This window comes from Tenacibaculum sp. IMCC1 (assembly GCF_054906355.1).
The window spans coordinates 2,602,421-2,615,011 of the sequence record NZ_CM142818.1 but is presented as its reverse complement, the minus strand read 5'-3'; the positions used below and the strand labels follow the sequence as shown (position 1 = coordinate 2,615,011).

Here is a 12,591-nt window from a genome sequence, read left to right as displayed (position 1 = left end):
TGTGTTAATAAATAAACACGTACTGTTTTTATGAGTTTTCTTCGTTATTATTTTCTTTTTCTGATTGTATGTTTCCTATACTAGATTGGTTTAGTATAATTCTTCCTTCTAATGCTTCGTCTTCTGCATTACAATCGGTTAATCTCCCTGATGGATAGATAGTATTTAATTGCTGTATAGCTTGTATTAAATCTAACAGCTCGTTATTTTCTAAAGGTTGTTTTTGTTCTAAGTTTGTTTTTGTATACAAGTATGTTTTGTATGCGTTTTCGAACTGTAACAAATCGTTTTCTTCATCTGCAACAGTTCCTTTTCTCTCTCCTACCCAACAAATTCTCGGTAAAATGTGAGATGGAAGTTCTTGCCTGATAACATCTTCCATATAGCGTCTAAAATCTGGGTTTGAAAAACGATATGTATATCCTGGTAAAACAATACTGACTCTATAAGAATAAGGATCAATCGTTCCACAATCTTCACAATCTTTTGCACAAATAGGTAGGAAGTTTTCTATTTTGTTACTCGTGTTTTTTGGTCGTAAAATCATCTGTTCTTCATTATAAATCCCTTTTTCTAAAAAATCTTTTTTTAGTAGGCAGAGAAGTTTCTTTAAAGCATTCTTTAATGCGTTCCTATTTTCATATTCACTTGACTTTGCAAGACTCGATTCACTGTTATCTTCATGCTTTTCACGGTTAACTATATTAAACCAATATTTTACAGAATTTGGTTGTTTTGATAATGTAGCATTATGGATTCTTATGTGCCCAACTCTCTTTTTATCTACAATATCTTTTTTAAATGCTCTCTCTAAATCAATTTCTTTTATTTGTAAAACTTGCTGTGTAATTAAATAGAAACCTTCTACTGCAATTTTTTCACTTGCATAGTTTTCTTGGGCTGATAACAAGATGTTTCCATCATTATCTCGTAATTTCCATCGATAGGTATTGCTTCCTTCTATTTCTTCGTATATTTCAACATAAGACTCTGTAACATCTGGGCGCAATAGCATATGCTCTACTAAAAACATTCCTTCTTCTGTGAAATCTTTTTTTAGAAAAGAAATTATCTCTAACAATGCTTCTTTTAAATCATTGATGTTAGTATAGTATTTGTATTGCTTTGCAATGATGTAATCAGAACTACTCTTTGGCTTTTCTGGATTGATAACATCAAAAGAATACTTTACTGGAATAGAAGGTTTTGATGGTGTAGATTCATGAATTCTTATGAATCCAATTTGCATATTATTTGTAATATCCTCTTCAAAAGCTTCCTTTATATCTTTTTCCTTGGTTTGCACAATTTGTAATACTGCAAAGTATAATTCTTCAATAGCTAAAACTTTTTTAGCATAGTTTTCAGTTGCTGATAGTAATATGTTTCCATTAGTATCTTTTAATCTCCATCTATATCTGTTACTACCCTCTGATACTTCATAAATATCTACACTGGTTTCCGTTAAATATCTTCTTTTCTCATTGGAAATCCCCATTAAACGTGCTATTCGTTTTTGAAATCCAGATACGTTATTTGTATACCATAATTTATCTTGGTTTTGTTTGTAATAGTTAAAAGCAAGCCCTTTTTCACTACTAATCACTTTATAATCTTTTAAAAAGGCTTCTTTGTTTAATAGTACAATTTCATCAGTTGCTGTTCCATACAACGCTTTCATAATAAATGTGTATTCTCCAAATCGTTCTGCAAAACGCGCTAACAAATGATCTAAAATAGAATTTCTGCGTTCCACATTGTTATCAAACTGATTGAATAAAAGCTTTGTTAATTCATCATCATTTGATTGTGGATATTCACTTATAAGCTCATCAAAATCTTTAATGTCTTTTATCGCTTGTGTAAAAAATGTTCGCGTTTCTTGTCCGCTAATAGACAATAATGTTTTTACTTCTGATAAGTGTTTGAAATAGGTTGCTAAGATTTGATCGAAAAATGTTAGATAGGCTTTTAATTGTTTTGCTTTTGCTTTCCTTTCATTCGTAACATGTACGGCTAATCCTTCTTGACCGATTCCATAAGTATCCGGGAAATCATTTTGAATAGTAGTGTACTCGTTAGCTCCTATTGAACTTCCTTTTGGCAACGATAAAACCTTGTCTTCATCTGCTATTTGTTGCGATTCTATTTCATCTTCTTTTAATTGTTTTAAATACTCATCTACTCTATCATAGTTTAAGTTGAGAGGAAGGAATCCTTTGCTAAAATTAAACGTACTCTTTTCACATAACACAGGTTTTTTATCAGGGTCAATACAAACTACCCATTTATTTTCTTGGACTATATTTTCATCACAAAAACCTACAGAGATGTCTTTAATTAATTTTACCCCTTCAATGTTCATGATAATTTTCATCACATCTGAAAGACGCACTTCTTTTCTCAATTCTGCTTTTTTCAGTTCTTTTACATCTATAAATCCATTCTTTAAAATAGGTCCATCAAAAACCTCATCAGTTGCATACCCTTTATCTAGCATTTGCTGAATTGAATAGAACTTTAAAGATGGAGATAGGTAGTTTTCTATTTGGAATAAAATATTAGCATATACCCACTCTTCATCTGCTTCAGGAATTACATCAACATTAGCACAAATAGCAATCGGTTGCGTGTCTACTTCTTTTATTTCTATTAAATCTTCACATAAATTTCTATTCTCATGATAAGCTGTTTTGATATTCGGAAAAATCTGCTCTTTTGTATAACCTTCTTCTAAATCAACTAATAGAGAATACAGTCCCTTTAATTTAAAATCTTTTTGAAATTCTGGTAGAATGTCTTCAAACTTTTTATAGCTTAATTTGTTATTCTTGCAATCAACAAACACTTGTTTGTCATAAATTCGTAGCCAACAATTTTTTACTCCTTCTAAATCAATAAACAATTTTCTATAGTCTAATTCATTGACTGGTTTGGTTGGGAAAATTTCTGAAGCTTTGTAAAATTGTGCTTGTAGCGATAAATTCGAATCTTTGGATGCTAATAAGTTTTCCAATGGTGTATCAATACGCATTCCTAAATCCGTAATGGCATAACACAACATTTCCAAAATAGTAACTCCTGGATCATGTGAATTGAAGTCAGTCCATAACTTACCTCCTAATTTTTCCAAATAAGAGATTCCTTCTTTTCTTAAAAAAGAAAAATCTAAGTCATCTTTGGTAGATATATTCTTTGGTATATTGATATGTTCATTTATAGCTGACATGTTTGTTCTATGATTTTTTTAGTTCCTTTACAGGTAGTTAATACAGTACTTACATTATGTGTTTTAGCAGATACTAATATTGATTTTGGATTACTTGGTTCTATTTTGTACACCTTGGCATCACCATTCATGGTTACATTCTGTAAATAATCTACATAAGTCAGTTTTTCTAAGTAGTCAATCAATATGCTTTTGTGCAGCATAATCCCGAAGGTTACTTCTTTGGTCTCGTCAAACGCCCAAGGTGATAGGAATTTTGTGATGTCAGTTTTTAGCTGCTCTGTGTAATAGTTTTCATCATATCCTTCATAAAAACTAACTTCTAAACCAATCGTTATTTCTTCATAATTAGGATTGATAACTTCAGCATTTACATGCAAGGTGTTTAATGAATTGATATAATTCGTAACACTATTTAAAGTAGCTTTGCTAACTCTTGGTTGATAAATATCAAATACATTTTTATTTACGGTATCTGGCACCACAATTAAAGTAACATGCCCTGCTGCTGTAAAACTTGTTTCTGAAGTATGATTTAAACACTTCACTTTATAAATTTCAGGGAACTCCTGAAGAATTAAGTGTTCATAATCCCATAAAGTTATAGCTCTGTTTTTGTGACGTAAACGCTCGCTTATTCTTCTATAAAAATTAGCATCAGATTCTTCTGTGCTTCCTCCAAATGCATTGTAAGGCTGTGAAACTGATTTTATTTGCGGAATGCGTGTCACCATTTTTTTGATGGTCTCACAAGGCAACCCGTTTTTTAAATGGCTTACCTCATTATCATTATTTTTGAAGGTAGCCAATACTGCTTGAGCGTGAATTCCAATTGCTTTACATACTGCATCATATGACTTATTCATCTGGGCTCTAATCCAAGTATAGCCTGATGGTAATAATGTATTATTTGAAGTAGCTTCTTTAGGTATTGAAAACGTAACAATTCCTGATTTTAAGAAGTTGTCTGTATTATTAGAAATGATATTATTCTCTAACGTTTTCCATTTATTATTACATAATATCGACCAATTTATCTTTTCGTTTTCTCCAAAACTTTCTACTAGTGGGTTTTCACTTCCTACTAATACTTGGATTAACAGTGAAAGATTTTGCTGAGGCTCTACATTTTCTATTCCTAAAAATAAGTGACCTCCTACACAGTATTTTGGCACTAGTGTGGTTTGAATAACATCTTTATCAAAAAGATCTACAATTCCTTTTTCTTCTTGTAAATACTTTTTTTCTGCGTAATTTTCTTCATGTTGCCCAAAAGGATGTTCATGAAACAGTTGAATACGATTTCCTTCTAAATCCATTTTTTCCAGAAGCATCGTTTCTTCTGCTGAATAATTTACAGAAATTGATTCAACCAAAGGAGTGTAAGGTTCATTAGGAAAAATAATATCTTTATCATTTGCACTTACTGCTAATGCATAAAGTTTAGAGTATAATTCGTGTAAAAAGGATTGCTCTAAACTAAGTTGTAAGGCTTCTGCTTTTCCTATTTCATAAGCATTTGCATTATTTTCTACTTCAAACTCTGCCGTATAGCTTACCTCATCAGTTTCTTCATCTATCTCTTTTATAAAGAGATTTTTTATTTCTCCTACAGTTTCATTGGCTTCTCCCGCAACGTGTAATAATCGTTTTTCTACTTTAAAATGCGTTTCATTATTCACCAATAAGGCTCTTTCATCTATATTTTTATTGAGTACATCAATATATTTATTGATTGATGAATAGTTTGATGATGTTACATATGCTTGATACCATTCTTTAAAATCTTCTGGAGTATTTTTCCAACGTAGATTTACTTTAAAATCTTTCCATTTTTTTGAGAAGGCTTCTTTATAACTTACACTAAAATTAGATCCTTCAATAGGACGTGTAGTAAAAGGGTGAAATGGTTTTTTAGTTCTTACCACTCCATTATCATTTTCAACGGTTGCTGATTTTACTCCTTTGACATCTGTTTTTATAGTTACTTTTTCAAGTGTATTACCTGCCAACAACCTATAAAAATCATATCCTTTCGTGTTAGAGACATCAAAAACAAAACGAACTAATGGATATGATGTATCGTATTTTTCAAGTAAAAACTCTTCATTATATGCTACCAACGCTTCTGAATCAAGTCCTAATGTAAATGTAAAACTTACTTCATTGGTAATTTCCAAATTACCTTCGTTCACATGGTTAATTGCGATTAATGTTGGTGTTATCCATTTTTCATTTCCACTTCCAAAAAGCTGAATGGTTGGGATTAATTCACTTACCTCAAAAGATGATTCTTCAAAATTGTTTTTAAACTTAATAGTAACCGTTACTGTTCTATCTCCTTCTTGTAACCACAACATCGGTGAAGCAATAGAAAACCCAAGTTCAGCATCTGGCAACTCAGTAGCATTCTTTTCACTTGCTGGATACCCAAAAGGGTACCAATATGGTTCGTCTTCTGGTAATTCCTCTTCAATCCCATCTTTCGTATTTGCTACCTCACTTACTTTTATCTTTTTTAATTCTGCTGTGTTGTTGTTATAAATTGTTTTTATAACTCCTACTGATGCTTTATTAACAATTAACTCTTCTTCTGTTTCGTATACTAACGGATTCCCAAGACTGTCTTTTTTCGCATCCAATAAAGTGCCTTCTTCTATTCGTTCATCCGTTATTTTTTTAGCTAGTTCAAAAATTACATGTGCTTGATCTGGAATTGGTTCTCTTTTTTGAACTTGAAGTATTTCTTTGTAATAAAAATCTAAGTGACGTTTGGTTAAATTGTTAAATCGTTCTTTTGAAAGTTCTAATAACTTTAAAAAGCACACGAATAAAGTTAAGTGCGGACTTAATTTTCCTTCTTGGGTATACCCCTCAAGAGTTGTCTGAATATTCTCTTTTAATTTATTGTATTCTCTTGTTCCTCTAAAAGGGATATTGTCAGTGGTTAGTTTTTTGAAAAAATGTTGCCAATCTCCTGAAGCTTTTTCGTGATTTTCTGTAGGAAAATAATTTAGCTTTTTGGCAAAATTATAGGCAAACAATATCCAATCTTCTATAGTAAAATCGTGAAGTTCGAAATTTTCAGGATTCAATGCTTCAATGTATCGTAGCTCTTGACCTGTTCCACTTCGTTGTAATATGTTAGATATGATTTTACTCATGATATATCTTAGTTTATATTGGTTCCTTCCCCTTTATAAAAAGGGAAAACCACATTGGTTCTACTATTCGTAGCTCTAATTCTATATTCAATTTTTATGACCAACATTCCTTCTAAAGGATCAGTTTCTGAAACATCAATACGGATAACATCTATTCGAGGTTCGTGATATAAAATTGCTGTTTCTATTAAATCTTTGGCATAGGTTATTAGCGTTCTATCTAACTTTTCAAAAAGAAGCTCTTGTAAGTTGCAACCGTAATTAGGTAGCATAACACGTTCTCCTAATCGAGTAGTTAACAGTATTTCTAAACTACTTTTAATGTCTTCTTCTTCAGAAATCATAATGACTTCACTTAGATCTTTTGAAAACTCTGGCGGAAAACCCCAACCTATTCCTAAAAATGCTTTTTTATTTTCCATTATTATCCTATTAAAACTGTTGGTTCTCCTAACACAATAGTTCCTCCATGTGAAGTACTATCTCCCATTCTTGCTGCTGGCATTCCACCTATTAATACTGTTCCTGAACCAGCCACTATACTATCTGGTGGTCCGGTACAAGTAGCCATATCACCTACTCTAGCTGCTGGTAATCCTCCAATTAATACGGTAGATTCTCCTGCTGGTAAAATTGGTCCTCCAACGTGAGGAACCGTTCCTGTTACCATTGGGCATACATGCATGTCTGTTATTCTTGCTGCTGGATTCCCCATTTTTTTAATTTATTTGAACTAATGAGCCTTTTAAAACTGCTATAGCGCTTGTTGAAACTTCTGCTCCAGCACTGCCTTCTGCTTTAAATTCTGCATTTGCTGCTATACTCACATTAGTTCCTTCAATAGTTACATCTCCTGACGCTTTTAATGAAATATCTCCAGCACTTTCCATTGATATTCCATCGCTGTTTATCGTAATTATATTAGAGTTATCATCTTCAATCGTTATGGCTCCTTCATCTTCATCCAGCGTAATCATTTTTCCTGCGGGTGTTTCAATGGTGATTATTTTTTTGTCGTCATCAAACAATACCTTCATTTCACTTCTTGTAATGATTCCTTTTTCGTGATTATCATCGGTTGCTGTGATTGGAGATGGTTTTGCGCTACTATGCAACATTCCTAAAACAATAGCATCATTAGGATCATCATTGATAAACCCTACAATAACCTCATCTCCTATTTCAGGACGAAAGAAAATGCCTCTATTTTCTCCTGCATCGGATGAAGCTACTCTACACCAAATACCTTCTTCTTCGTTATTTACTATGGGAATTTGTACCAGAATTCTATCTTCTCCATCAGGATCTTCTTCTAATTGAGAAACAATTCCTACTTGTAAGCCTTGAATAGCTGGTAATAATCCTGAAGCTGGTTTTGCTGAGATTTCAAAGGTTTCAGAAAACCACTCTGTTGATAATCCAAACTGTGCATTGACTACCCAATTTCCTTCTGAAATTACATGTTGAATTCCTGTTACATATACATTTCCGTTAAATCGATCTCCTACACCTTCTAGCTTTAAGATAGTGTTTGGTTTCACCGACGGGATTCCTTGAAACTTTACACGTCCTCTTACTTTTGCCAATTGTTGAAATAACCATTTGGCATCTGCCCAATCTTGCAGTTCGGTATCGGTAACAACACCTCCGTGTCGTAACTCCATACTTTCTAAACCTATCGTTTTGTTTAAATCTGAAACAGATAAGTTTCCGTTTAAACTTACATTTGGGTCTTTCCCTTCAATTTCTATTACTTCTTGGTCGGCATGATTCCAACTATAAGCAGCTACTTTTTTTACTTGATGACGAGCATCAATTTCTGCATCAAAGTCTAATAACGAACCCCCAAAGGTTACGGTTTCAATTTCTGACTGACTGACGTTGGGTTTGGCTACGATTATAGTTCCATCATCCACAAAACACAGTTTCCCATTTGCTTGTGCTCTTGAAACCACAAAATCCCAATCTGACGCATTGTATTGTACTAATTCTGCATGGTTATAATTGGTAGCCTCTACATCTTTAGATAAACCATATTTTCCTATAATTTCTTCAAAAATGTCGCTATCGGTACTTTCATAGAAGTATTTGCTTTTTCTACCTACGGTCATTTTTACCGCTTCATCTTTACATTCAACAATTAACTGTGCTGAACTGGCTCTAATTCTTAGATTATGTTTGATAACAATTCCCTTGAAAATGGTTTCTTCATCAGAATGGTAACCTGCAGTAATTTCAATTTCTTTTCCAGGAATTAACAACTCTTCATTACTTAATTTAAAATCTCTCTGTGAAGCTTCTCCATCAATTAAAATAATTTGAGCCGTTGGTATTTTATTTACTTCTTTTGAAACAGTAATATTTTTCACCTCATATTGTTTGGAAAGTTCTTCTCCTCCAATCAAGATTTTAAAAGTGACTAAATCGGCACTTTTTGAAGTTTGTATAGTTCCTGTATTATTCATTTATGCGAATTTTTGTAAGGGTGGAAAAAAAATTTCTTTCCCAGGTTGTAATTTCCTGAACTGCATTATTTTATTAACACGAGCTACTTCCAAATAATACTTGGAGTCTCCATAAATACGATGACACATAAGTGGCAAAGTGTCTCCTGATTTTACTTTACGATAATGTGTTAAATCTGGTGATTGATTATTTTCCCTTGCTACTCTTAAATCATCATCAATAGTACCTTTTACCTTAAGCTTTGCACTGGCACGTAATGGTGTTCCATCTGGTGCAAACAATTTATATTCTATAGAAAGATCGACTAAAGAGCCTTTAAAAAGGAGAGCTCCCCATTTAATCATTAAATAGTTAGGTTTGTGCTCCTCTCCTTTATATTCGAATACAATTTTTTTGAATGCTTCTATTTTATCTATGATTCCATCTTTTAGATCACTTTTTCCGTCAATGGCTCCACTACTATCAAACAACAGATCTAAATCTAATTCTTGAGGAGGTATTCTTGTAAACTTAGGCTGAGAACCACTTGTACCTTGCCCTTGCTCTTCAGTATATTCTGGCTTATAAGCAATCATATACTTTTCTGGGTTTATAAGTGTTGTAAACTCTCCATTGGCTACTTCATCCTTAAACTTATCGTCAGAATAGGCCTTTATTACTAATTTTTTTAACTCTCCTTGACTCATTATCGTTGTTTTTGCCTTTCAAGAATATCCATTACTTCTTCCACACATGCTGAAACTATAGCTGCAGTATTTCCGTTTTTTGATCCACTTGTTTTTCCTTGTGATTCTGATTTCTCATCCACATTAATCTTAATATGTAATTCTTTGATGGTTATAGGCATCTTATACTATTTTAAAATAATTATAGGTTAACTCAAGTGTTTCAATAACCAGTTTACTTTCTTCAGCGTTAAAGTCACCTACATTCCATTTTACAGGATATGCATGTTTTACATTCCAAGTTTGTATGGCTTGTTCGTCTTCTCCTAATAACATTACATTGATGTTTACGGGTTGTATTTCAAAGTTTCCTAAAGCTTTTTTACACCACTTGATTACTTCCGAGTCTACAAGCATCCCTCTTTTCAGTACTAAATTTGGGTATTTGGAACGTACAGGTATTTTGTGTTTGAATCTATTTTCTCCTCCTTCGGCTATTTCTTCAGTTTCAAGGTCTACCGTGAGACCTGAAACTGATTGAAATGAGTTGTCGCCGCTTGAAGTTGAGATATCTTCAAACTCTACTTTAAAACTAAATCCTACTGGTGGATGATAGCTCATTACGATGACATTTTTAGCTTCTCAATTGCCCATTCAGCAGTTTCAATGGCTATTTCATTACCATCAGCTTTTAAGTCTGTAGGCTGTACTTTAGTGATATAAGCATTCTGAGCTTCCCATACTACTGCTGGTTGCCCAGTCTCATCTAATAATTTAATGGTTAAGTCTCCTCTAAACTGCTCACCTCCTTCTTGGAAATAAACTGTTTTAGCCCATTGTTTATAAAACTGTTTACTTTCATCTACAAAGGTTCCTCTCTTCATAGTAATGTTACTATACTCGAACAATCCTGGTTGTTTTGATTTGTGGTATTCTTTATCTGCTCCTCCACGATATTCTATTACTTTATTATCAAAACTTAACCCTGATACTTCTGTACAATTAAATTTCGTATCTCCAAAGGTTACCTCGAAGGAAAACTTTGGCATTGGATATGATTCTGCCATGATTCTTTATTTTTTATTTATAATTTTTTGGTTAGTTAGTTTACTTATGCTTCTTGCATTTTGTGAGAGAATTTAAGGATGATAAATTCAGCTGGACGTACTACTGCCATACCTATTTCTATGATCATATTTCCTTCTAAAACATCTTGAGCTGTCATGGTTTCTCCTAAACCAACACTTACATAAAATGCTTTTTCTGGAGTAGGACCTGCAAGTGCTCCTGCTCTCCATTGTTGTGTTAAGAAATTATCAATCATTGCTTTTACACGTACCCAAGTATTTTTATCATTAGGTTCGAAAACAAATTGTTCTGTTGCTTTTTTGATTGACTCTTCTGCCATGTTGAAGAAACGTCTTACAGATACATATCTCCATTCGTTGTCGTTTCCTGCAAGGGTTCTCGCTCCCCATACTAGATTTCCTTTACCTACAAAAGATCGAATTGCATTTATTGATTTACCTGCTACTGTATCTACATTCAAGTCCCTTTGTGCTTCGTGAGAAATGTTAACGGTTGGCTCAATTACATAATTTAAACTTACATTAGCTGGTGCTTTCCATACACCTCTATCAGAATCAACTCTTGCATAAACACCTGCTATGGCACTACTTGGAGGTAATATTAATGGTAGGTTGGATATTTCAGCTTTTATTTGATTATAAAGAGCATCATCTTCAGTTTTTATAACATCTAACGCCTTTACTGTGGCACTTCCACTAGATGTAGGTAAGTTTGTTATTAAATCATTAAGCTCTCCTGAAGCTATTAATGTGTTAATTTTATCTACGATAGAGTCTGTAGAGCCATTATGAATTCCAAGAGCTCTCTGTAAAGAAGGATTGTTTGTTGTAGTTTCTGAGATTTCATTGAAAACTGTAATTTTAGAATCATCGTCATTCAGACGATCCTTCACTTTATTTAATTCTAGCTGTAATGTTTCGATCTCATTAGTTATCCAAGTGTCTAAAGCATTTGCTTCAGCAACTGCAGCACCATCTGTTCTTGCCAAATTTAATGCTTTGTTCAACTCAACTTCTAAGTTGCTTAAGTAGTTTTTAATGCTATTAATTCTTGCTACTATATTAGGAACTTCGGCAACTGCATCTGTATTTTCATCGGGCCCAGACAGATTATCAACAGTAGTAGATATTGCTACAATCTCTGTTAAAAAAGTAGATAAATCGGTCGTATCTATTCCCGTTGCAATCAACTGAGCTTCTGCTTGAATATTTCTGGGTAACGCTGTACTTATTGTAACATTTGTAGAAGATTCATCATAACTATAATCTAGAATAGTTTTTATAAATGGATAATAAGCGGCTCCATATTTAAGATAATTTTTGTCTGAACTTATTCTATCTCTTAAAATGCCTACGTTTGGAAAAGAAGCGTCTATAGTATCATAGGTTCTAGTATCTATAATTGTAAAACGGTCTTGTAATTCATTACATTGCGTTAACGCTGAGTTATATAGGCTGTAAAAAGTGGTATCATCTGTTAATGCAGTTGCATCAGGAAACACTATTAAAGTTACTTCATCTACTTTTCTTACTTCAGCTAATCCATCATTAAAATCTGAATCGGAAGTAATGGCTGTTACTTGCGAATCGTTACCATCTAATAAGTTTGATTCACCATACCTACCTACAGAAGTAATATAGCAAGGACCGCCTCCATTGGCAAAGTATAATTGTAAACTATAGTACATTAAAAAAGGTGACTTTTCTGCACTATTTGGAGCTTCTACAGACACTTTTCCATCTTCTACAGTTACCTCAATGCCTGTTTCTGCTTTTGCCACACCAAAGTACATTTCATACTCTAACATAGAGCTGATTCGTGTAGGTGTTCCTTTTAAATCTCCTTTTACTTTTCTGGTTGCCTTTTCAGTATAACCTATAAAAGCTGGAATTGCTGTTTCTACTTGAGCTACCGAAGGCGGAAACTTTACAATTTCCTCTACGTAGACTCCTGGTGTTTTGTACGCTGACATAATTAC

General features: G+C 33.1%; 10 protein-coding genes. All 10 read right to left on the bottom strand.

Translation table 11 applies throughout. The annotated features are described in order from the left end of the window. Window positions 1–28 precede the first annotated feature (28 nt). The 10 genes from ACXIHB_RS12265 to ACXIHB_RS12220 are packed head-to-tail and all read right to left on the bottom strand — an operon-like array spanning window position 29 to window position 12,585. Window positions 29–3,229 carry a YegP family protein gene (locus ACXIHB_RS12265; protein ID WP_462098344.1) on the bottom strand — a complete coding sequence of 1,067 codons (3,201 nt, stop codon included), beginning with the start codon at window positions 3,227–3,229 and terminating at the stop codon, window positions 29–31. After that, entirely contained in the window at window positions 3,217–6,393 is a 3,177-nt protein-coding gene (locus ACXIHB_RS12260; RefSeq protein WP_462098343.1) for a baseplate J/gp47 family protein, read from the bottom strand. Before ACXIHB_RS12260 ends, ACXIHB_RS12265 begins: the two co-directional genes overlap by 13 nt. Window positions 6,394–6,401: 8 nt before the next feature. Further along, complete coding sequence (locus tag ACXIHB_RS12255) at window positions 6,402–6,815, bottom strand: GPW/gp25 family protein (protein ID WP_281980627.1); 414 nt, start codon at window positions 6,813–6,815, stop codon at window positions 6,402–6,404. Between the two features lie 2 nt (window positions 6,816–6,817). Continuing rightward, entirely contained in the window at window positions 6,818–7,108 is a 291-nt protein-coding gene (locus ACXIHB_RS12250) for a PAAR domain-containing protein (RefSeq protein ID WP_462098342.1), read from the bottom strand. A gap of 4 nt (window positions 7,109–7,112) precedes the next feature. After that, window positions 7,113–8,858: a type VI secretion system tip protein VgrG gene (gene vgrG, locus ACXIHB_RS12245; RefSeq protein WP_462098341.1), complete on the bottom strand. Its 1,746-nt coding sequence runs from the start codon at window positions 8,856–8,858 to the stop codon at window positions 7,113–7,115. Next, a complete protein-coding gene (locus ACXIHB_RS12240) occupies window positions 8,859–9,545 on the bottom strand; it encodes a CIS tube protein (RefSeq protein ID WP_462098340.1) in 687 nt (228 codons plus the stop codon). Beyond that, window positions 9,545–9,706 carry a DUF5908 family protein gene (locus ACXIHB_RS12235; RefSeq protein WP_164505160.1) on the bottom strand — a complete coding sequence of 54 codons (162 nt, stop codon included), beginning with the start codon at window positions 9,704–9,706 and terminating at the stop codon, window positions 9,545–9,547. The genes ACXIHB_RS12240 and ACXIHB_RS12235 overlap by 1 nt, the downstream gene beginning before the upstream one ends. A gap of 1 nt (window position 9,707) precedes the next feature. Continuing rightward, window positions 9,708–10,145 carry a phage tail protein gene (locus ACXIHB_RS12230; RefSeq protein WP_047790304.1) on the bottom strand — a complete coding sequence of 146 codons (438 nt, stop codon included), beginning with the start codon at window positions 10,143–10,145 and terminating at the stop codon, window positions 9,708–9,710. Further along, window positions 10,145–10,591 carry a phage tail protein gene (locus ACXIHB_RS12225; protein WP_047790305.1) on the bottom strand — a complete coding sequence of 149 codons (447 nt, stop codon included), beginning with the start codon at window positions 10,589–10,591 and terminating at the stop codon, window positions 10,145–10,147. The genes ACXIHB_RS12230 and ACXIHB_RS12225 overlap by 1 nt, the downstream gene beginning before the upstream one ends. 44 nt (window positions 10,592–10,635) lie before the next feature. Beyond that, window positions 10,636–12,585: a phage tail sheath C-terminal domain-containing protein gene (locus ACXIHB_RS12220; RefSeq protein WP_462098339.1), complete on the bottom strand. Its 1,950-nt coding sequence runs from the start codon at window positions 12,583–12,585 to the stop codon at window positions 10,636–10,638. Between the last annotated feature and the right edge of the window lie 6 nt (window positions 12,586–12,591).

Excerpts from the sequence above, each read along its gene's own strand:
- ACXIHB_RS12265 (WP_462098344.1), bottom strand. The coding sequence starts at position 3,229 with ATGTCAGCTATAAATGAACATATCAATATACCAAAGAATATATCTACC.
- ACXIHB_RS12260 (WP_462098343.1), bottom strand. The coding sequence starts at position 6,393 with ATGAGTAAAATCATATCTAACATATTACAACGAAGTGGAACAGGTCAA.
- ACXIHB_RS12255 (WP_281980627.1), bottom strand. The coding sequence starts at position 6,815 with ATGGAAAATAAAAAAGCATTTTTAGGAATAGGTTGGGGTTTTCCGCCA.
- ACXIHB_RS12250 (WP_462098342.1), bottom strand. The coding sequence starts at position 7,108 with ATGGGGAATCCAGCAGCAAGAATAACAGACATGCATGTATGCCCAATG.
- vgrG (WP_462098341.1), bottom strand. The coding sequence starts at position 8,858 with ATGAATAATACAGGAACTATACAAACTTCAAAAAGTGCCGATTTAGTC.
- ACXIHB_RS12240 (WP_462098340.1), bottom strand. The coding sequence starts at position 9,545 with ATGAGTCAAGGAGAGTTAAAAAAATTAGTAATAAAGGCCTATTCTGAC.
- ACXIHB_RS12235 (WP_164505160.1), bottom strand. The coding sequence starts at position 9,706 with ATGCCTATAACCATCAAAGAATTACATATTAAGATTAATGTGGATGAG.
- ACXIHB_RS12230 (WP_047790304.1), bottom strand. The coding sequence starts at position 10,145 with ATGAGCTATCATCCACCAGTAGGATTTAGTTTTAAAGTAGAGTTTGAA.
- ACXIHB_RS12225 (WP_047790305.1), bottom strand. The coding sequence starts at position 10,591 with ATGGCAGAATCATATCCAATGCCAAAGTTTTCCTTCGAGGTAACCTTT.
- ACXIHB_RS12220 (WP_462098339.1), bottom strand. The coding sequence starts at position 12,585 with ATGTCAGCGTACAAAACACCAGGAGTCTACGTAGAGGAAATTGTAAAG.